Source organism: Bradyrhizobium sp. CCGB20 (assembly GCF_024199855.1).
Taxonomy (GTDB): domain Bacteria; phylum Pseudomonadota; class Alphaproteobacteria; order Rhizobiales; family Xanthobacteraceae; genus Bradyrhizobium.
The window spans coordinates 5,719,847-5,739,242 of the sequence record NZ_JANADN010000001.1; the positions used below are offsets into that span (position 1 = coordinate 5,719,847).

General features: G+C 66.0%; 21 protein-coding genes. 8 read left to right on the forward strand and 13 right to left on the reverse strand.

Annotated elements, in window-relative coordinates; translation table 11 throughout:
- Nucleotides 1–118 precede the first annotated feature (118 nt).
- Nucleotides 119–1,129 carry an alpha/beta fold hydrolase gene (locus tag NLM15_RS26760; protein WP_254120411.1) on the forward strand — a complete coding sequence of 337 codons (1,011 nt, stop codon included), beginning with the start codon at nt 119–121 and terminating at the stop codon, nt 1,127–1,129.
- 292 nt (nt 1,130–1,421) lie between these two features.
- Nucleotides 1,422–1,673 (forward strand): GCG_CRPN prefix-to-repeats domain-containing protein, encoded by a 252-nt coding sequence (locus NLM15_RS26765; RefSeq protein WP_254120412.1) that lies wholly within the window; start codon nt 1,422–1,424, stop codon nt 1,671–1,673.
- 152 nt (nt 1,674–1,825) lie between these two features.
- Here the strand turns inward: NLM15_RS26765 and NLM15_RS26770 are convergent, their stop codons facing one another.
- On the reverse strand, nt 1,826–2,104 hold the full coding sequence (locus NLM15_RS26770; protein WP_254120413.1) for a twin-arginine translocation signal domain-containing protein: 279 nt from the start codon (nt 2,102–2,104) through the stop codon (nt 1,826–1,828).
- A 123-nt stretch (nt 2,105–2,227) separates the two neighbouring features.
- The gene (locus tag NLM15_RS26775; protein WP_254120414.1) at nt 2,228–2,557 is read right to left on the reverse strand and encodes a hypothetical protein; all 330 of its coding nucleotides are present in this window, start codon (nt 2,555–2,557) and stop codon (nt 2,228–2,230) included.
- A 105-nt stretch (nt 2,558–2,662) separates the two neighbouring features.
- Here NLM15_RS26775 and NLM15_RS26780 point away from each other — a divergent pair, with 105 nt between their 5' ends.
- From NLM15_RS26780 to NLM15_RS26790, 3 genes are all read left to right on the forward strand, one after another.
- Nucleotides 2,663–4,624, forward strand: a complete 1,962-nt coding sequence (locus tag NLM15_RS26780) for an alpha/beta hydrolase domain-containing protein (RefSeq protein WP_254120415.1) — start codon at nt 2,663–2,665, stop codon at nt 4,622–4,624.
- 196 nt (nt 4,625–4,820) lie between these two features.
- Nucleotides 4,821–5,471 (forward strand): glutathione S-transferase family protein, encoded by a 651-nt coding sequence (locus NLM15_RS26785; protein WP_254120416.1) that lies wholly within the window; start codon nt 4,821–4,823, stop codon nt 5,469–5,471.
- 221 nt (nt 5,472–5,692) lie between these two features.
- Complete coding sequence (locus NLM15_RS26790) at nt 5,693–5,845, forward strand: hypothetical protein (protein ID WP_254120418.1); 153 nt, start codon at nt 5,693–5,695, stop codon at nt 5,843–5,845.
- Between the two features lie 9 nt (nt 5,846–5,854).
- On the opposite strand, the gene NLM15_RS26795 is transcribed toward NLM15_RS26790, so the two are convergent.
- Entirely contained in the window at nt 5,855–6,202 is a 348-nt protein-coding gene (locus NLM15_RS26795; protein ID WP_254120420.1) for a hypothetical protein, read from the reverse strand.
- A 108-nt stretch (nt 6,203–6,310) separates the two neighbouring features.
- Nucleotides 6,311–7,843, reverse strand: coding sequence for an acyl-CoA carboxylase subunit beta (locus NLM15_RS26800; protein WP_097658763.1), 1,533 nt, complete (start codon nt 7,841–7,843; stop codon nt 6,311–6,313).
- Between the two features lie 149 nt (nt 7,844–7,992).
- Between NLM15_RS26800 and NLM15_RS26805 the strand changes: the two genes are divergently transcribed.
- The 3 genes from NLM15_RS26805 to NLM15_RS26815 all read left to right on the forward strand — a co-directional run bounded on the left by NLM15_RS26805 (nt 7,993) and on the right by NLM15_RS26815 (nt 10,233).
- On the forward strand, nt 7,993–8,397 hold the full coding sequence (locus NLM15_RS26805) for a DUF4260 domain-containing protein (RefSeq protein WP_254120421.1): 405 nt from the start codon (nt 7,993–7,995) through the stop codon (nt 8,395–8,397).
- 163 nt (nt 8,398–8,560) lie between these two features.
- On the forward strand, nt 8,561–9,154 hold the full coding sequence (locus tag NLM15_RS26810; protein ID WP_254120423.1) for a hypothetical protein: 594 nt from the start codon (nt 8,561–8,563) through the stop codon (nt 9,152–9,154).
- 80 nt (nt 9,155–9,234) lie between these two features.
- On the forward strand, nt 9,235–10,233 hold the full coding sequence (locus NLM15_RS26815) for a dienelactone hydrolase family protein (RefSeq protein WP_254120425.1): 999 nt from the start codon (nt 9,235–9,237) through the stop codon (nt 10,231–10,233).
- 162 nt (nt 10,234–10,395) lie between these two features.
- Here the strand turns inward: NLM15_RS26815 and NLM15_RS26820 are convergent, their stop codons facing one another.
- From NLM15_RS26820 to NLM15_RS26860, 9 genes are all read right to left on the reverse strand, one after another.
- Nucleotides 10,396–11,052 (reverse strand): carboxymuconolactone decarboxylase family protein, encoded by a 657-nt coding sequence (locus NLM15_RS26820; RefSeq protein WP_254120426.1) that lies wholly within the window; start codon nt 11,050–11,052, stop codon nt 10,396–10,398.
- A 75-nt stretch (nt 11,053–11,127) separates the two neighbouring features.
- Entirely contained in the window at nt 11,128–11,967 is an 840-nt protein-coding gene (blaOXA, locus tag NLM15_RS26825) for a class D beta-lactamase (protein ID WP_375166859.1), read from the reverse strand.
- Between the two features lie 55 nt (nt 11,968–12,022).
- The gene (locus NLM15_RS26830) at nt 12,023–12,286 is read right to left on the reverse strand and encodes an EscU/YscU/HrcU family type III secretion system export apparatus switch protein (protein WP_038956401.1); all 264 of its coding nucleotides are present in this window, start codon (nt 12,284–12,286) and stop codon (nt 12,023–12,025) included.
- Nucleotides 12,283–13,869, reverse strand: coding sequence for a flagellar hook-length control protein FliK (locus NLM15_RS26835; RefSeq protein ID WP_254120430.1), 1,587 nt, complete (start codon nt 13,867–13,869; stop codon nt 12,283–12,285). Before NLM15_RS26835 ends, NLM15_RS26830 begins: the two co-directional genes overlap by 4 nt.
- Before the next feature lie 57 nt (nt 13,870–13,926).
- The gene (locus NLM15_RS26840; RefSeq protein WP_254120431.1) at nt 13,927–14,721 is read right to left on the reverse strand and encodes an ATP12 family chaperone protein; all 795 of its coding nucleotides are present in this window, start codon (nt 14,719–14,721) and stop codon (nt 13,927–13,929) included.
- A 148-nt stretch (nt 14,722–14,869) separates the two neighbouring features.
- Entirely contained in the window at nt 14,870–15,169 is a 300-nt protein-coding gene (locus NLM15_RS26845; protein ID WP_254120433.1) for a hypothetical protein, read from the reverse strand.
- Nucleotides 15,170–15,209: 40 nt separating this feature from the next.
- Nucleotides 15,210–16,424, reverse strand: a complete 1,215-nt coding sequence (locus NLM15_RS26850; protein ID WP_254120434.1) for an RluA family pseudouridine synthase — start codon at nt 16,422–16,424, stop codon at nt 15,210–15,212.
- A gap of 52 nt (nt 16,425–16,476) precedes the next feature.
- On the reverse strand, nt 16,477–17,814 hold the full coding sequence (locus NLM15_RS26855) for a replication-associated recombination protein A (protein ID WP_254120436.1): 1,338 nt from the start codon (nt 17,812–17,814) through the stop codon (nt 16,477–16,479).
- The gene (locus tag NLM15_RS26860) at nt 17,811–19,217 is read right to left on the reverse strand and encodes a DegQ family serine endoprotease (RefSeq protein WP_254120438.1); all 1,407 of its coding nucleotides are present in this window, start codon (nt 19,215–19,217) and stop codon (nt 17,811–17,813) included. The genes NLM15_RS26855 and NLM15_RS26860 overlap by 4 nt, the downstream gene beginning before the upstream one ends.
- Nucleotides 19,218–19,396: the final 179 nt, after the last annotated feature.

Consider the following 19,396-nt stretch of genomic DNA (forward strand, 5'->3'; position numbering starts at 1 on the left):
TTATTGCGGCTGGCACGTGGATGCCCGGGATGTCTGCGCGAAGACGTGCTTCGCGCTACTGCCCGGGCATGACGGAGACTTTGTCTCGCAGCGCCAATCCTAACCAGAGCCCTTCCCTATGCACCGCCTCCTCCCGGCCGCGCTCGCCGCCGCCCTCCTCGCTTCCCCGCTGACATCCACCCACGCTGCCGACACCGCTCCGCGCGAGCCCTACGGCATCGCGCTCGAAGGCTTTGCCTATCCCTATCCCGTGCATCTGCTGCCGGTTGTCAATGACGGCGAGCAGCTCGCCATGGCCTACATGGACGTCGCGCCTCAGCAGCCGAACGGCCGCACCGTGGTGCTGCTGCACGGGCGCAATTTTCCGTCGAGCTATTGGGCGCCGGTCATCAGGATGCTGAACGAGGCGGGTTATCGCGTCGTGGTGCCGGACCAGATCGGCTTCGGCAAATCCTCCAAACCGACGGGCGAGCTGCATTTCGACAATCTGGCGCGCAACACCATCGCGCTGCTCGATCATCTCAAGATCGACAAGGCCGAGATCGTCGCCCATTCGCTCGGCGGCATGCTGGGGGTGCGCATCGCCCGCGCCTATCCGGACCGCGTCGCCCACCTTGTTCTGACGGCCCCAATCGGGCTGGAAGACTACCGCCTCTACGTGCCGCCGACGCCGACCGAGAAGATCATCGAAAGCGAGGACAAGCTCACCGCCGAGGGCTATCGCAAGCAGCTCCAGACCAACTACGCGATCAAGCTGCCGCCGGACGCGATCACCCCGTTCATCGACGCCCGCTTCAACATCAAGGGCAGCCCCGACTATCCGCGCTGGCTGCGCGCATTCGTCAGCTCCGGCCAGATGATCTACCGCGAGCCGGTGGCGCACGAGGTCGCGCTGATCACCGAGCCGACGCTGTTCATCATGGGCGCCGACGATCACAACGCGCCGGGCCGACCGAACGCACCGGAGGCGCTGCGCGCGAAGATGGGCCAGAACGCCGAGCTCGCCAAGGCGCTTGCCGCGAAGATGCCGAATGCGCGGGCCGAGGTGGTCCCGGACACCGGCCACCTCGTGTTCCTGGAAGCGCCGGAGAAGTACAAGGAGCTGGTGCTGGGCTTTCTCGGCCGCTAGAGCGTCTTCGAACGAAGCGGATCCCAGTTCGCGTCAAGAAAACGCGTCAAAATAGGGAATCTGGAACCCCCTTTCCAATTCTATCGGAACGGGGCTCCAGCGCCATTGGCGTCGCCTGAAGCCGCATGCGGGGAACGTTCATGCCGCATTCAGGTCATGATTGGCAGGTTTGGATCGCGCCGCGTCGACATGTTGCAAAATTTAACATGTCGAATCGTGTGTTTTGATTGATTGTGCGCCGCAAGCGCCGAGCCCCCAAAGACTTGCCCCCAAGGACGAGAAGGAAGATCAAATGAAATATCTGTTCGCCGCCGTCATGCTCGCCAGCGCGGCCGTCGGTTTCAGCGACGCAGCCAGCGCCATGCAGGGGTGCGGCCCTGGCTGGGCTCGTGGTCCCTATGGCGGCTGCCGCCCGATCCGCGGCCCCGTTGTTGTCCGTCCCGCCCCCATCGTGGTCGCCCCGGCGCCGGTCGTCGTGGTGCCGCGCGCCCGCGTCTGCCCCTACGGCTTCCGCTGGTACGCCGGCCGCTGCCGCCCGATCTGATCTCGTCTTTTCGCGTTACAAAGTGGCCGCGCGGGATCAGCCTGCGCGGCCACTTCTTTTTTGAACGCCTGGCGTCTCCTCGTGGAGGGACCGCACCGAATCAAAACGGGGACCGCAATTGCGGTCCCCGTTCAGACAAGGCCGATGCGCGCTTACCAGTGATGGCGGCGGTGCCAGCGCCGGCGATGCCAGCCCCAATGACGGTGGCCCCAGCCCCGGTGGCGGCCATGCCAGTGCACCTGTTCGGGCGTCAGCTTGGAAGCTTCCTCACTGGTGGTGACGGCGGGATGGGCGTCGGGATTGCCTTGCGGCATGCGCGCGGGGTCACCGAGCGGCTGCGGCGCCAACGGCGCAGCTTGTGCGGTCGCAGTCAACGTTGCGGCTCCGGCCGCGACGCCGAATGCGAGTTTCAAAAAGTTCCGACGCTCCATGACATGTCCTCTAGGCTATCGAGCAAGTGATGCAGAGGGAGTGTCGCGGTCACGACATGAACCAAAGCTGAATCGCCCCTTCAGATTCGTGAATAGCGTCGGGGCTACGGAACTCAGGCCGGGCTACGCTCCGGCGTCCTGGCTCGCAAACTCCTGCGCCAGCACCAGCGTCTCGCGCGTGCGCTTCACGTCGGGCCAGTCGCGTTTGAAATCGGCAACGAGTTGCTTGAGCGCATCGCCCTTCAGCATCGCAGTGAGCTTGGCCTCGTCATCGAACTGATACATGGCCTGGTGCAGCGAGGGATCGTCCAAACTCCAGAACCGCCAGGCCTTGCTGACGCCGAACGCCTTCACCGCGTCGGGCACATGTTCCGTCTCGTACCATGTGTCGAAGGCGGCGCGCTTGCTGGCGTCAGTGACGATGGCACGAACGACGAAGTAGGCAGCGGGCATGTGTTTCCTCCTGTTGTTTGGCCGCAGCATAGACGGTTATAGTCGCGGCAACAAAAAGCCCGCGCGACGGACAATGCCGTCGCGCCGATAAGGGAAGGAATGGCCATGCGCAGGATCATCACCGGCCTCGTCGCGATCGCATGCCTGTGGCCGGCCGCCTCAATCGCCGAAATCGTCCGCTTCGACATTCTGGAACGCGTGCCCGCCTTCGCCGGTCGCAGCTTCGGCGATGTCGGCACTTATGAGCGGATCACGGCGCGCGCGACCCTCGCGCTCAACCCGTCCGACGACCGCAACGCCGTCATCACCGATCTCGCGCTCGCGCCGCGTCGCCCCGACGGCAAGGTCGAGGCCACCGCCGACGTCGTGATCCTCAGGCCTACCGATCCCACGCACGGCAACGGCACGCTGCTGCTGGAGGTGCCCAATCGCGGCCGCAAGCTGGCGCCGCAATTGTTCGACGATTCCGCACAGCCGGGCGCCAACATTGCGGACAAGGCCGAGGACGCCGGCATCGGCTTCCTGCATCGCCAGGGTTTTACGATGGTCTGGGTCGGCTGGCAGGGTGACATCCCCTCCAAGCCCGGACAACTCGCGCTGACGGCACCGGTGATCAAGAACATCGCCGGTCCGGCGCGTGAAGAGATCGTCTTCGACACCACGACCAATCCCGCGCGCGCGACGCTGACCTGGCCGGCGGCCGACGCCGCCGCCGACCTCAAGGTCTCCGTGCGCGCGGCCTGGGCCGATGCGCGGCAGACGCCTTCCGGCCTCTCCGCAAAACTCGTCGATGCCAATACGGTTGAGATCACCCGGCCCGACGGCTTTGATGCCGGCGCGCTCTACGAGATCACCTACACCGCGCGCGATCCAGTGCCACTCGGCATGGGCTATGCCGCCGTGCGCGACGTCGTCAGCTTCCTCCGCCACGACGAGACGCCGGCGAATCCGCTGCTGAACGGCCTGCATCCGTCGGTCAGCCGCGCCATCGGCTTCGGCGTCTCGCAATCCGGCCGCTTCCTGCGCGACTTCCTCTATCTCGGCTTCAACGAGGACCTCTCGGGCCGCATGGTGTTCGACGGCTTGATGCCGCATGTCGCGGGTACGCGGCGGATGGCGACAAACGTCCGCTTCGGCCAGCCCGGCCGCAACCCGCGTCATCCGCAGGATCCGGCGTGGCAGGCCGATCTCTTCCCCTTCACCTATGCCAGCCTGAGCGATCCCTATTCCGGCAAGACCGATGGTTTGCTCCGCCGCTGCTCGCTCTCGGCGACTTGCCCGAAGGTGATGCAGACCGACAGCGAGCACGAATGGTGGGCCTCGCATGCCTCGCTGCTGGTCACCGATCTCTCAGGCAACCACCTCGACCTCCCCGACAACGTCCGCGCCTACATGATCACAGGCACACCGCATTTCGCGGAAGCCGCCGACGTGATGAAGAAGGGCGTGCCCGCGATGTCGCTGCCGCAGAACCCGATGCATGCGGGCATGCCGATGCGCGCGCTGCTCACCGACCTCAACGCCTGGATCAGCGACGGCGTAAAACCGCCCGCAAGCCGCGTCCCCATGCGCGCCCACGGCACGCTGGTCACAGCGCAGGGCGCCGTGCCGACCGACATCCCCGGCCTGCCCTATGCCGGCATCCACACGCTCGCCGCCTTCTCCGACCAGAGCGTGCTGCCGCCGAAGGAGATCGGCCGCTATCCCGTGTTCGTGCCCAAGGCGGACACGGACGGCATGGCCATCGCGGGCATCCGCCAGCTTGCGCTCGCGGTGCCGCGCGCGACCTACACCGCGTGGAATCCGCGCGCGCAGGGTTTTGGTCCGACCGCGCTCTATCCGCTGCAGGGCGCGGTGGTGCCGTTCGCGCCGACGGAAGCCGCGCGCAAGGAAGTGCATGATCCCAGGCCGTCGATCGCGGAGCGCTATGCGGATGACGGCGCGTATGTCGCGGCGGTGAAGCGCGAGGCCACGCGGCAGGTGGCGGAGCGGTTGCTGCTGCCGGAAGATGCGGAGCGCGCGGTCGAGGCGGCGAAGCAAGGCCGGCTGGCGAAGCTTGGGCAATAACACCGGTCCGTAGGGCGGATTAGCCCGCGGCTGCGCGAATCGCAGTCCGCTGGCGTAATCCGCCAACGCCTCCATCCGAGGAGACAGACCTTGGTGGATTACGCCTTCGGCTAATCCACCCTACGAAAAAACATCTTACCCCTGTCGGATCGCCCGCCCTTCATCCGTCCTATGCCGGACAGCACGGAGACACCGCATGCCCGACCTCACTCTGACCACCTTCGACTGGGTTCCCCCGCCCCCGCGCGGCTTGGTGCGCGACCTCCGCGTGCGCTGGGCCCTGGAAGAAGCCGCCCTGCCCTATCGCGTCGCAAGCGTGCCGTTCGCCGATCGAAGCCCCGCGCATTTCGCGCACCAGCCCTTCGGCCAGGTGCCGTGGCTGACCGATGGCGACCTCTCGATCTTCGAGAGCGGCGCGATCCTTCTCCACCTGGGCGAACTCAGCGCGAAGCTGATGCCATCAGATCCGCGCGGTCGCGTTGAGGCGACGGAGTGGGTATTCGCCGCGCTCAATTCGGTGGAGATGGCAAGCCTGCCCTGGACGATGTCGAAGTTCATGGGCCATCCGAGCGACACGGCGGCGTGGAAATTCGTCGACGACTTCCTCAAGCTCCGCCTCAAGCACATGGAGACGGTACTGGCAGGACGGGAATGGCTGGCGGGCTCTTTCTCCGTCGCCGACATCCTGATGGCGGACGTGCTGCGCGTCGTCGATAAGTTCGACGGGCTCACGGACAGTCCCGCCTGCCGCGCCTACGCCGCGCGCGCTACGGCTCGCCCGGCATTCGCAAAAGCCCGCGCCGACCAGATGGCGCATTTCGCGGCGGCGGATGCGGCACGCTCGTAGGGCGGATTAGCCCGCGGCTGCGCGAAGCGCAGTCCGCTGGCGTAATCCGCCTCCATCCGCGCAAACAGGCGTTGGTGGATTACGCCTTCGGCTAATCCACCAACGCAGCCTCGCACCTAATGTGACGTGCCGCACATAACTAACCCGGCATCAGCCATACGCTCAGGACCATCGAAACGAAGCAGATGGCCTCAAATTATCAGGGCGGCGGAAGGTGACACATGGCCCGCATCGACTATCTCAAGGACCAGCTTGCCCGCGCCGAGCGTCTCGTAAAGGCGATCCTCGACCAGCAGACCGCGGACCGCCTCCAGGCATTCGCAGCCGAGTGCCGCACGGATTTGCCGGTGCTGGCGCTCAGGACCGCCGCGTAAGGCGGCGCGTCACACCAGCTTCATCGGCGTATCGGCGACCACGCGCAGGTCGAACGTTCCGATCAGCGCCGAGCGCCGCGCCTCCGCAGCACCGATCGCATCGACCGTCTGCCGCAACGTGCTGATGTTCGACCCAAGCGACACGATCCCGCCCAGCACCAGCGCGATCGACCCGAGTGCAGCGGTCTGACCCGTCCCGAACAGGCCGAAGATCGTGATCAACAGCAGCGCGGCCCCGCTGCCGATCGCGATCTTTGACGCGAGAATATACTTCCTGCATCGTTCGGCGATCTCGGCGAGCCGCTCGATCCGGTCTTCGATGTCGGAGATTTCGTCGATCGGATCGTCTTCGGTCATTGGATCGATGCCAAATCAGAAGAAACCAGTAGCCCGCATGAGCAAAGCGACATGCGGGACTTGAGAAAGAACCCGGATGTCGCTGCGCTCATCCGGGCTACGTCCATCTCACAACGGCAAATTGTCGTGCTTCTTCGCCGGCGTCTCCACCTTCTTGTCCTTCAGCATCGCCAGCGCCCGCGCGATGCGCTTGCGCGTCGAGTGCGGCATGATGACGTCGTCGATGTAGCCGCGTTCGGCGGCGATGAAGGGGGACAGGAAGCGGTCTTCGTATTCCTTGGTGCGCGCGGCGATCTTGTCGGGGTCGCCGATGTCTGAGCGGAAGATGATCTCGACCGCGCCCTTGGCGCCCATCACCGCGATCTGGGCGGTCGGCCAGGCGTAGTTCATGTCCGCGCCGATCTCCTTGGAGGCCATGACGTCGAAGGCGCCGCCATAGGCCTTGCGGGTGATGATGGTGACCAGCGGCACAGTGCACTGTGAGTAGGCGAACAAGAGCTTCGCGCCATGCTTGATCAGGCCGCCATATTCCTGCGCGGTGCCCGGCAGGAAGCCCGGCACGTCGACGAAGGTGACGATCGGGATGTTGAAGGCGTCGCAAAAGCGAACGAAACGCGCGGCCTTGCGCGAGGCGTCGCTGTCGAGCACGCCCGCCAGCACCATCGGCTGGTTGGCGACGAAGCCGACGGTGCGGCCGGCGATGCGGCCGAAGCCGGTGACGATGTTCTTGGCGAACATGTCGGCGATCTCGAAGAAATCGCCCTCGTCCACGACCTTCAGGATCAGCTCCTTCATGTCGTAGGGCTTGTTCGGATTGTCGGGGATCAGCGTGTCGAGCGACATGTCGACCCGGCCGATGTCGTCAAAGCTCGGCCATTCCGGCACGCCGTCGGTGTTGTTGGACGGCAGGAAATCGATCAGGCGCCGCATCTGCAGAAGCGTCTCGACGTCGTTCTCGAAGGCGCCGTCGGCGATCGAGGAGCGCGTCGCGTGCACCGAGGCGCCGCCGAGCTCTTCCGCCGTGACGACCTCGTTGGTGACGGTCTTCACCACGTCGGGGCCGGTGACGAACATGTAGCTGGTGTTCTTCACCATGAAGATGAAGTCGGTCATCGCCGGCGAATAGACGTCGCCACCGGCGCAAGGGCCCATGATGACGGAGATCTGCGGGATCACGCCCGAGGCCAGCACGTTGCGGCGGAACACGTAGGAATAGCCGGCGAGCGCGGCGACGCCTTCCTGGATGCGGGCGCCGCCCGCGTCATAGAGGCCGATGATGGGCGCCCGCGCCTTCATCGCCATGTCCTGGAGTTTTGTGATTTTAAGCGCGTGCGTTTCCGAGAGCGACCCGCCGAATACGGTAAAGTCCTTGGCGAACACAAAGGTCTTGCGGCCGTTGACGGTGCCCCAGCCGGTGACGACGCCGTCGCCGGGCACCTTGCTCTTCTCCATGCCGAACTCGGTGGAGCGGTGCTCGACGAACATGTCGAATTCCTCGAACGATCCCTTGTCGAGCAAGAGCTCGATGCGCTCGCGCGCGGTCAGCTTGCCGCGGGCGTGCTGCGCCTCGATGCGCTTCTCCCCGCCGCCGAGCTTTGCGCCGGCGCGACGATCTTCAAGGGCGTCCAGGATATGTTTCATTTGCTCCCGCCAGTTCTTAGCCTAAATGCAATTGCCGGGGGTTCTAACACGGCATTTTGCGGGCCGGGAAGCGGCTTTCGGTGTCGCAGGGCTGCCCTGCCGCAGCGTGAAAGCGCAAGGAATTACAAAGTTTTGCCTGGGAGACGACGATGGATGAGGCAACGGCCGAGACGGGCGCGGCGACCGGCGGCGTCAAGATCCTGCTGCGGCTGGAGGGCCTGACCCTGTTCGCGGGGATGGTGATGCTCTACGCGTCCTGGGACGGCTCGTGGCTGGTATTCGCCCTGCTCTTCTTCGTCCCCGATCTGAGCTTCCTGGCCTACCTTGCCGACGCCAAATTCGGGGCGCTGGTCTACAATGCCGCCCACAGCTACATGGCGCCGGTGACGCTGTTGACGCTGGGCTTCGGCTTCGCCTCCCCCCTCACCCTGTCCATCGCCCTGATCTGGCTCGCCCATATCGGCCTCGACCGGGCGCTCGGCTATGGCCTGAAATATTCGGCCGGGTTCGGCTTCACCCATCTCGGCCGGATCGGGCGGCAGAAGGACGCGTGATCCCGGCGCTCGTGCGGCGGGAGACCGCCATTTTGTCGGCCCTCGCCCGTTGACCGGGCCGGCCGATTCAGGCTTGCTTCAAGCCCAGCGATCAGGCGCCGAATGTTGCGTGGGCTCAGTCGGTACGGCGGCGGTCATCATTTCCGGCTGCAAGCATCACCCCATGTCCGCGACGGTCGTCCCACTGCCGCCGAGCTCATCGTCCGAAACGACCGACTTCCTGCGACGCATGGCCAGCATGGTGTCGGGACGGAATGGCGAGATGCTGCTGCGCGCCGCGAGCCTGATCGAGTCGCTGGCGCATCGGGCGACCTCGGCGGAACGCCTCTATCACCGGGAGCACGAAGAGAATACACGCAACATCGAGCTGCGCGAGGCCGGTGAGATGGCCTCCGATGCCATGGTCAAGCAACTCGATGCGCTGCGCGGCCAGCTTGCCGAGGTCACCGCGGCAGCCGCGGCCGAGCGCACGGCGTTCGACGCCGAGCGCGACAAGCTGCTCGGCCTGATGCAACATGCCGAGAGCCATATCGGCAAGCTCACGACCGAGCTCGAGACGCTGCGCGCTTCCGTCGACAGTTTCAACGAGACCGTGGTCTCCGTGCCGACCGAGATGCTGCGTCTGGCACGCACCCAGTTCGATTTCCTCTCCGCCGGTTTTGCCCGCAAGGGCGACGTGATCTCACAGGCGATGAGCGAGATCGGCGGCTTTGCGATCGACCAGGCGCTGACGGCGAAGAAGATCGACACCGCCTGAGGCTGTGGAAGCTGACGGCGCGAAATTGACACCGCGCAAGCCTGTCGTTCTACTCAACAATAATCATAAGGGAGGATCCGATGCCGACGGCATTCCGCGTCGTTGCGACGCTCATCACGCTTTACGGTTCGGCCCTGTTCACTGGCGCCAACGCACAATCCCTTCCCAAGGAAGTCGCGACCCGCGCCGAGATCTACCCGATCCCCTCGCTCACCCTCTCCGACCAGCAATTCCTGAGCGGCGATGCGGCGGCCGGCAAGCCGGTGACGGTCGCGGGTGAATTCCGCGTGGCGCAGGGCACCGGAAAGCTCCCCGTCGTGGTGCTGATGCACGGCTCGAGCGGCGTCGGCGCAACCACCGAGGCCTGGGTGCACGCGTTCAACGCCATGGGCATCTCGACATTCGTGATCGACGGCTTCACCGGCCGCGGGCTGACGGTGGTCGGGCCGAACCAGGCGCTGCTCGGCCGGCTCAACCTGATCGTCGACATCTACCGTTCGCTGGAGATCCTCGCAAAACATCCGCGTGTCGATCCCGACCGCATCGTGCTGATGGGTTTTTCGCGCGGTGGTCAGGCGACGCTTTATGCGAGCCTGGAGCGCTTCAACAAGCTCTGGAACAAGTCCGGCATCCAGTTCGCCGCCTACATCCCGTTCTATCCGGATTGCTCGACAACGTATCAGAGCGACGCCGAGGTCGCCGCGCGCCCGATCCGCATCTTCCACGGCACGCCGGATGACTACAATCCCGTGAAGAGCTGCAGGGCGTTCGTCGAACGGCTCAAGACGGCCGGCCGCGACGTGGTGCTGACCGAATATGCCGACAGCGCCCACGGTTTTGACAGCGGCCTGCTCGGCGTCAGCACCGTTGCGGTGTCGGCCAATGCGCAAACCGTGCGCAACTGCCGGATCAAGGAAGGCGACGGCGGCGTGCTGATGAATGGCGATACGAACGCGCCCTTCACCTACAAGGATTCCTGCGTCGAGCTGAATCCGCATGTCGGTGGCAATCCCACGACCGCCGTGGAGTCGCGGAAGGCCGTGGAGGATTTCTTGCAGGCGCTGTTCAAGCTGGGATAGTGGGTCCGAGACGAGATGCCGTAGGGTGGGCAAAGCGAAGCGTGCCCACCAAATTGCAGATCACGGAGAGATGGTGGGCACGGCGCTGCGCGCCTTTGCCCACCCTACGGGACCGCAATTTTGTCGCGGGCTCCTCGCAATGACGGGTCGGGAGAGCGAGCCTTACGGCTCGCCCGGCCTGAACGGCTCCTGCTTGTCCGGCGGCACCGTCTCCTCCGCCATCGCCAGCAGCATCGCGACCATCACGTAATTGCCGGCAAGCGCGGTAAGGTCGACGATCTGCTGATCGTTGAACAGCTTCTTCGCACGCGCGTAGGTCTCATCAGAAACCTTCTTGGTCGTGGTGAGCTCGGTGACGAAGTCGTAGACCGCCGTCTCGTCCTCGGCCATCTTCGACGGGCGCTTGTTGGCCTTCAGCTCCGCGATGATATCGGATGACAATCCCGCCTTGGCCGCAAGCGGCGCGTGCGCGAACCATTCCACTTGCGAGCGCCACTGCCGCCCGATGATCAGGATCGCAAACTCGTTGAGTTTTGTCGGGACCGAGGTTTCCCAGCGCAGATAATAGAACAGGTCGAACAGGCGCTGGCCGAGCACGGGGCTGCGGATCATGGGATTGTAGGGCCCGCCGATCCCGACGCTCGACACCTTCATGATCTGCTCGCCGAGCGGCTTCTGCTTGGCATCCAACTGAGCCATGGTGAGCTGCGGAAAGCGCGGCTCCTTGCTGGTGGCGGGCGCGGCAAACATCGTTGCGGCGAGCCAGCCGCCAGCTGCGGCCAGCGTGAGCGACGACAACCAGAGCGGCGTTGAGTTCATTATTATCCTCCCGACCTTTTTTCTTGTTTGGTCGGGACGATGCTAGTCGAGCGCCGCGGGACGCGCCAGCGAGAGTCAGATCGCGCCGATCTCGGCAAGGCAGGCTTGCGTCAGCGGCATGCGCTCGCTGACGAGACGCGGCTCCTTGCAATCCATGTTGAGCGCGAACACGGTGTGGGCCTCGCCCTTCTCGGCCCAGCCCACCATCCAGCCGAGCGACGGCTCGCCGCGCTCGGCGCCCAAGAGCCCGGACTTGGCGCGAATGACGCTATCGCCAACCTTGGTGACCGGCAGGATGTCAGCGACGAGATCCTGGCTGCGCTTGCTGATCGGCAGCGCGCGGCGGCGCAGCCGGTCGACGAAATCGACCTGCTCGACCGGGTCGATGCGCAAATTGCCGGTGAGCCAGAACTGGTCGATGCCGCCGCCGATATCGCGATTGCCGTAGTCGAACAGATCGACGTATTTTTGCATGCGCTCTTGCCCGATCCGGCGCGCGATCTCCTGATAGACCGGCACGGCGCTGACCGCGATCGCGCTGCGCAGCGTGTGATCCTTGTTCCAGACTTCGATCGGACGCTTCACGCCGTCCCACGGGAACACGTCCTTGTCGGGATCGGTGACCACGCCGGTCTCGAGCGCGATCAGCGAGTTCGGGATCTTGAAGGTCGAGGCCGGCAGCTTCGCCTCGCCCGAACGCTCCTTGTCGCTGGCGACGATCAGATAGTCCTCGACCTTGTAGCCGACGAAGGTGCCTGACGTGCCGAGGTCGGTGAAGCGCTTTGCGAGGCTGTCGCGGATCTCGTTGCGCGGCGGCGCGACATGGGCGAACGCACGCTGCGGCAGGATCGCAGTTGCGGCGAGAAGGCCAAGGGTGGAACGGCGGGTGAGCAAGGGCGATGTCCGTTGAGCCATGGGAGTCGGCGCGACCATGCAGCCGCTATCGTGGTGAAACGATGACAGGTAGTTTCTATCGCCCCCGGCCCGACAGCCGCAGCACGAACACCAGCACTTCGGCGACGGCCTTGTAGAGGTCGGGCGGAATCTCCTCGCCGAGCTCGACCTTGGACAGCGCGCCGGCCAAAATCTCGTTCTCCTCGATCGGGATGTCGTTGGCCTTGGCGATCTCGACGATCTTTTCGCCGATCGTGCCCTTGCCCTTGGCGACGACGACGGGGGCATTGGTGCCCTTCTCATAATGCAGCGCGATCGCAAGCTTGGACGGGTCGCTCATGTGGCGCGATCCAGGAAGTGGCCGGCACGGGCCGGTGCCGGCTGCGGCGGCGTGCCGTCGCGCACCAGGATGTCACCGGGCTTGAGCTCGGCCCGCGTCAGCGCCTGGTTGAGCTCGCCGATGCCGGCGCGGAGCTGCTGCGCCGTCGCCGGCCGCTCCGCCCACATCCGCACGAAAGTCTTGTCACCGTTCAGAGTAATCAGGGCGTGCACGGGACCGGCCGGCTCGACATTGAGCGTGAAGCGCGCGCGCCAGGCGCGCGTGGCGGGATCGCCGGATTCGTTGCCGCCGTCGCGCGAGATCTCGAACTGCGCCATCGCGGTGCCCTGCGGCGTTGCGAAGGGAATCTCGAAATTCCACTGCGGCACGGCCGGGTCGATGCGATGGCCACTGGCGTCGACGCGGTCCGGGAGCGAGGCGACCTGGAGCAAGGTCTGCCGCGCGATCGCGGCATCGGTGTCGTCGAGCAGGCGATGCACGGTCGCCGTCAGCGGCGTATCCGGCGCGAGCGATGGCGAGGCGATGGACTGAGGCGCCGGCAATGCGCCGCGGAACGGCGGCGGCGTCGTGCGCGCGGCGGCCTCGAAGATATGTCCGTCAGGCACGGCCTTGTTCGAGCCGGGCACATTGCCCGTCATGCGCGGCAGGTTCTGCGTGATCTCCTGCAATAGGCTCGCCGCCAGGCCGGCGGACATGGTTCGCGGCATCGCGGCCTGCGGGGCGTTGCCGGCGATGTCGGCGAGCACGGCGGCCGCGAGATTGGCGCTGCGTGGCATCTGCGGCTGTTGGGCGATGCCCGGTTCGGTCGACGGCGAAGCGGCCGGCGCGGCGGCGACCTGCGGCGTTGCCGTGGCGCCAGCCGAAATCGCGGCGCCCTGCGGCCCGGCGGTCTCGAGCGTGGCCAGCGTCTGGCGCAGCACCAGCAGTGCCGCCTTCAGGTCAGGCATCGTGCCGGCGGACGGCGTCGTGCCGGCGGCCAGCGAAGCCTCGAGGAACAGGCCGGACTTCTGGAAGGCGGATTCGATGTCGCCGCCATCGAGCCCGGTGTTGAGCGGCGTCTGCTGCGCCAGCACATCCAGGACCGCCTGCTTCAGTCCCGCCGGCAGATCGCTGCCGGTGACGACGGCGGCCAGATTGGCGAACAGCGGCGCCTGGCTGCCCTGTTTTGTGACGGCCTCGGCCGACGCCGTCGTGACGGCGGCCTGCTCCAATGGCGTCAGCGTATTGCGTGCCGCGCGCGCTGACGGCGCAAGCGACGGGCTCTCCACCAGCGCAGCTGCACGCGGTGTCAGCATGATCTGATCGGCAGTCGCCTCGCCCGCTCCGCTCATGACGGCAAGCCGGATGGTGCCGTCGTTCTGAGATACCGCGAGCTGGAGATTTTGCCCTGATGTCAGCGCCACCTCCGACGCCACGTCCATCGTAAGATTGGCGATCGCGATCCGAACCAGATTGTCGGCGAGCACGCTGACGACTTTGGCATCGACGACGCTGCCGGCCTGCAGCACGAGATCGGGCGTCGCCGCATCAGCAACAGGGCTGGCAGCACTGACGGGAATGATCGAGCTTATCGGCGCCGGCATCTGAAGGGGCCCAGGGAACGCTGGCCCCACCCTAAGGCCGCCCTCGTAAACCTCTCGTTAAGGACCTTCGGCCGCTTGCGGCTTCGCCGCTACCAAAACCGTCACGGCGGCCTCGAAATCCCTGAAGCGCGCGGCCCGGCGGCTGGCTGCCTCCTCGTCCACGCCCCATTTCTCGGCGTTCCAGTCCTCGTCGACATGGGCTGCGGCCCAGACCTGGCCGGAATCGCGGACGCCATGGGCGAGCGCCAGCGCCAGCAGGGCCGAGCCGGTCAGGGTCGTGACCACGTGGAGCGCCGCCACCGACCAGGCATCCCCGGGCAGCGCCGCGCGGGCGGCCTGAACCGCCTCCTTCGGCTGCTTCACATGCATGATGCCCTCGGACAGGATGAAATGCGCCCCCAGCGTCTGCGCAGCCCAGAACAGCACGGGATCCCAATGCGCGGCCTCACGGGCGACCAGCCCTTCGGGATGGCCGGCGCGATAGAACAGCAAGTCGGTCTCGAAGTATTTTGCGAGGTCGTCGCTGACGAGCTCGACGCGATCGACGACCCCCTCGACGACGCTGTTGGCGATCCGCGTCAGCGGCATGGTCACGGGATCGATCGTCTCGCCCTGAGCCGCCCATTCCGAGGCGACCGCCTCGGCCAGCGCGCGCGACGGGATCACCACCTGGCGGCCGGACGGCGTGCGGATCGGCTTGCCGTCGAGCGTGATGGCGAAGCCGCCCTCCGCATCAGCGACGCCCGCCTCCTTGTAGAAGCGCCTGCGCTGCGGCGCGCGCGCGGCCTGGCGGACCGATTCCTGCGGATCGAGCGGGGATCGCCCCGCAGCTTCATCGAACAATTCGCGCATCTTGAGTCTTCGGGCTCCGCCGCTGAATGCCGGGGTTCTAAGATAAGTCCGGCTGCCGATAAAGCGAGCGGCAGGTATGAGGGAACTTGCGGCATCTTCCACACCCCGGAGCCGGGGGATAGAGGCGCGCGAGCAGGTCCAGATCCTGCTAGTTGGCGCAACTGCGCGCATAGGTGGCCCGATCGGCGGGACCCAGCCCCGCGGCCGCGGCATCGTCGAGACACCTCGTGACGCGGTCGCTGAATGAATTGCGGGGGAGCGGCCGGTAATTGTAGTTCGGCGGCGCGTCGAACTGCGGGACCTTCGGCACCTCGATCTTCGGCGGCGGTGGGGGTGAAGACGGCGGCAGATTGTACCGCGAGGCGCCCGGCAGCAGATACTGCGCCTGGGCGCCCTGCCCCGCGAGCAGCGCCGTCGCAACCACGAAGAGGATCGAGATCCGTTTCATGGAGCAGATGTTGTGCTTCGGCCGCCTCTGTTCAACCCGGCTATTCTTCGGGCGCGTTCTCGATCGGATCGAACCGGGTTGCGTCGAGCCCGAGCAGATTCCACGATTGCTGCATGTGCGGCGGCAATGGCGCGCTGGCGTCGATTACGCCGCCGCGGGGATGCGGAATGACGATGCGACGTGCGAGCAGATGCAGCCGGTTTTGCAGGCCGCCCGGCAGCTGCCAGTTCTCGATGTTGAAATATTTGGGATCGCCGACGATGGGGTGGCCGATATGTTCCATATGGGCGCGCAGCTGGTGGGTGCGGCCCGTCACGGGCTTGAGCGACACCCAGGTCAGCTTGTTACCGGCGGTCTCGACCACCGCATAGTACGTCACCGCGTGGCTGGCGCCGTCGTCGCCATGCTGGGCGATGCGCATGATGGTGTCGTCCTCGCTCTCCTCTTTCGCAAGGAAAGTCGAGATGCGGCCCTGCTTGGGCTTCGGCAGCCCCGGCACCAGTGCCCAATAGGTCTTTCGTGCGGACCGCGAACGGAACGCACCGGTCAGATGCGAGGCGGCAAAGCGCGTCTTGGCGATCAGGAGGCAGCCCGACGTCTCCCTGTCGATGCGGTGCACGAGCCGCGGCTTCTGGCCCTTGGAATCGCGCATCACCTCCAGCATCTGGTCGATGTGCCGCGTCATGCCCGAGCCGCCCTGCACGGCAAGACCGGCGGGCTTGTTCAGCACGAGGACGTCGTCGTCCTCCCAGATCGTCATCTCCTTGAGCGCGGCCAGCGTCTTCTGCGCGGCTTCCGACAGCGGGCCGGCCGTCTTCGGCGTGTCGAGCTTCAGCGGCGGAATGCGGACGCTCTGGCCCTCCTCCAGGCGGTCCTTGCTGTCGACACGCTTGCCGTCGACGCGCAGCTCGCCTTTGCGCACGACGCGCTGGATGTGGGAGAACGAGAGGCCGGGAAAGCGCGCTTCGAGAAAACGATCGACGCGCATGTTGTTTTCGTCGGCCGTCACTTTGACGGTCTGCACCTTGGTCGGCAGCAAGGCTTCGACGGGCTTCTCCGGCGCAGCCCGTTCCGGCTCGGCTTTGGGCAGCCGCCGCTCGGCACGCTCGCCCGCAAAGCGCGGCGGCTTGCTGCCGGGCTTGCCGCCCGGTCGCGGCCCGGCCGTCTTCGCGCTGCGCGCCTTGAACGGGCGCGATTCCTTGCGCTCGTCGCGCGAACGGGGCTTGGGATCGGTTCTTTTGATGCGGCGGCTCATGGTTGCCTGCCTACCCTAAAAGCCGGCTGCCGTCACGGCGAAATGGCCGTTTCTAGCGTGCGCCGCCCCGCTCCTTCCGCAGCTTTGACCAGTAATCCAGCCGCTTCCTGATCTCGCGCTCGAAACCGCGCTCGGGCGGGTCGTAGAAGGTCTGACGGCCCAAGGCCTCCGGGAAGTAGTCCTGGCCGGAGAAGGCGTCGGGGGCGTCGTGGTCATACTCGTAGGCTGCGCCGTAGCCTTCCGACTTCATCAGCTTGGTCGGGGAATTGAGAATGTGCTTTGGCGGCAGCAGCGAGCCCGCCTGCTTTGCGACCTGCATCGCCGTGCCGAAGGCGGTGTAGACCGCATTCGATTTCGGCGCGGTGGCGAGATAGACCACGGCCTGGGCGATCGCGAGCTCGCCCTCGGGGTGGCCGAGGAAATCGAAGGCGTCCTTGGCGGCGTTGGCGATGACGAGCGCCTGCGGGTCGGCGAGCCCGATGTCCTCGACCGCCATGCGTACCACGCGGCGGGCTAGGAACAGCGGATCCTCGCCGGCGTCGAGCATGCGGGCGAGGTAATACAGCGCGGCATCGGGATCGGAGCCGCGCACCGACTTATGCAGCGCCGAGATCAAATTGTAATGGCCATCGGCCGATTTGTCGTAGATCGGCGCGCGGCGTTGCAAGATGTCCTGCAACTGTGCGGCATTGAAAATCTCGTCCGCCCGCGCCGAACGCCAGACCTCCTCGGCGAGCGTCAGCGACGCGCGGCCATCGCCATCGGCCATGCGCACCAGCACCGCCCTCGCCTCCGCGTCGAGCGGCAGCTTGCGGCCCTCGACCTCCTCGGCATGCGCGAACAGCTTTTCGATCGCGGCCGCGTCGAGCGAGCGAAACACCAGCACGCGCGCGCGGGACAGAAGCGCCGCGTTGAGCTCGAAGGACGGGTTTTCGGTGGTGGCGCCGACCATGACCACCGTGCCGTCCTCCATCACCGGCAGAAACGAATCCTGCTGGGCGCGGTTGAAGCGATGCACCTCGTCGACGAACAAGAGCGTACCCTTGCCCATCTCGCGGCGGGCCCGTGCGGCATCGAACGCCTTCTTCAGATCGGCAACGCCGGAGAACACCGCGGAGATCTGCTCGAAATGCAGGTCCGTCGCATCCGCGAGCAGCCGCGCCACCGTGGTCTTGCCGGTGCCGGGCGGCCCCCAGAACACCAGCGAGCCCAGCGTGCGCGTCTCCAGCATCCGCGTCAGCGCACCGTCGGGGCCGAGGATGTGGTCCTGGCCTACGACCTCCGACAACGCGCGCGGGCGCAGCCGGTCCGGCAGCGGATGCGGAGCCTCGTGGTCGAGCCCCGCCGCGGCGAAGAGAGTTGGCGTCTCCTGTGGTCGCTTCGGGCTCATCCGCCCAGCGTGACGTTGATCTGCTGGCCACCGCGCACCAGCGTGATGCGCCAGATCCGCGGGCGCTCGCCCGCCGCCTTTTCGAGGTCGCCGGTCCTGACGATCTTCTGGTTGTTGACGGCCAGGATGATGTCGCCCTTCTGGAAGCCGACATTCGCCGCCGCGCTGTCGCCGCCGAGATCGGTGACCACGACGCCTTCGGTGTCGGCGTCCAGATGCAGCTCGTCGGCGACCGCCGGCGTGATGGTCGAGATCTTCGCGCCCTGGAACGGCGAACGCGCGGTGATGACGAGCTCGTTGCGGCCGGTGTCGGGCGCGGTCTCGAGCGCGATCGTGACCTTGAGCGGCTTGCCGGCGCGCTGCACGTCGATCTGCGCGGTGCCGCCGAGCGGACGCGTCGCGAAGCGATAATCGAAAGCGTTGGGATCATCCACGGTCTGGCCGTCGATCCCGGTGATGAGATCGGACGACTTCAGACCGGCCTTGGCCGCGGGGCCGCTCGAGACCACGCTCGCGACCAGCGCGCCGGTCGGCGAACGCAGGCCGAGGCTCTCGGCGATCTCGGGCGTCACCGCCTGGAGTTTCGCGCCGAGCCAGGGACGCTTCACCGCCTTGCCGCCGCTCTTGGCGGAGGCGACGACGACGCGCACCATGTTGGCGGGGATCGCAAAGCCGATGCCTTGCGAGCCGCCGGAGCGCGAATAGATCGCGGTGTTGATGCCGGCGAGCTTTCCGCCCATGTCGACCAGCGCGCCGCCGGAATTGCCGGGATTGATCGCCGCATCGGTCTGGATGAAGAACTGGTAGTCGGTGATGCCGACCTGGGTGCGCGCGAGCGCCGAGATGATGCCGTGGGTCACGGTCTGGCCGACGCCGAAGGGATTGCCGATCGCGAGCACGACGTCGCCGACCAGCAGCTCATCGGAATTAGTGAAGTCCAGCGTCGGAAACTTCTCCTTGGTATCCTTCAGGCGCAGCACGGCGAGATCGGTGCGCGTATCCTTCAGCAGGATCTCGGCCTCGAATTCGCGCTTGTCCGACAGCGACACTTTCACCTGGTCCGCGCCCTCGATGACGTGGACATTGGTGACGACGAGGCCCGAGGCATCGACGATGACGCCGGAGCCGAGCGAGCGCTGCATCTGCTCGGGCTGCTGGCCCGGTACGCCGAAGAAGCGGCGGAAGATCGGGTCGTCCAGCAGCGGGTTGCGGTTCTGCACCACCTTGGCCGCGTAGACGTTGACGACGGCCGGCTGCACCCGCTGCACGATCGGTGCATAGGACAGCCGCAGTTCGGCGGGTGAGGACGGAACTCGGCGGTCCTGCGCGGCGGCCGGATTGAAGTGAGCTGAAAACGCAATGCACAACGCCGTGACGACGGCGGTCCGGGTCGATCGAAACATTCCTACCTCTCGGAAAAGACGCCGGAATATAGGCGCGTTCGCCCGCCAATAGAAGGGCGCCAGGCGGCATTTTCAGGCCCCTTCCCGTGTGACCGGCATGCAAGCCCAGCGTGCGAATCGGCAATTTGCCCGAGCGGCCAATTGGCATGATGCGCGTCATCTTGCATGGTGGTGCCGAG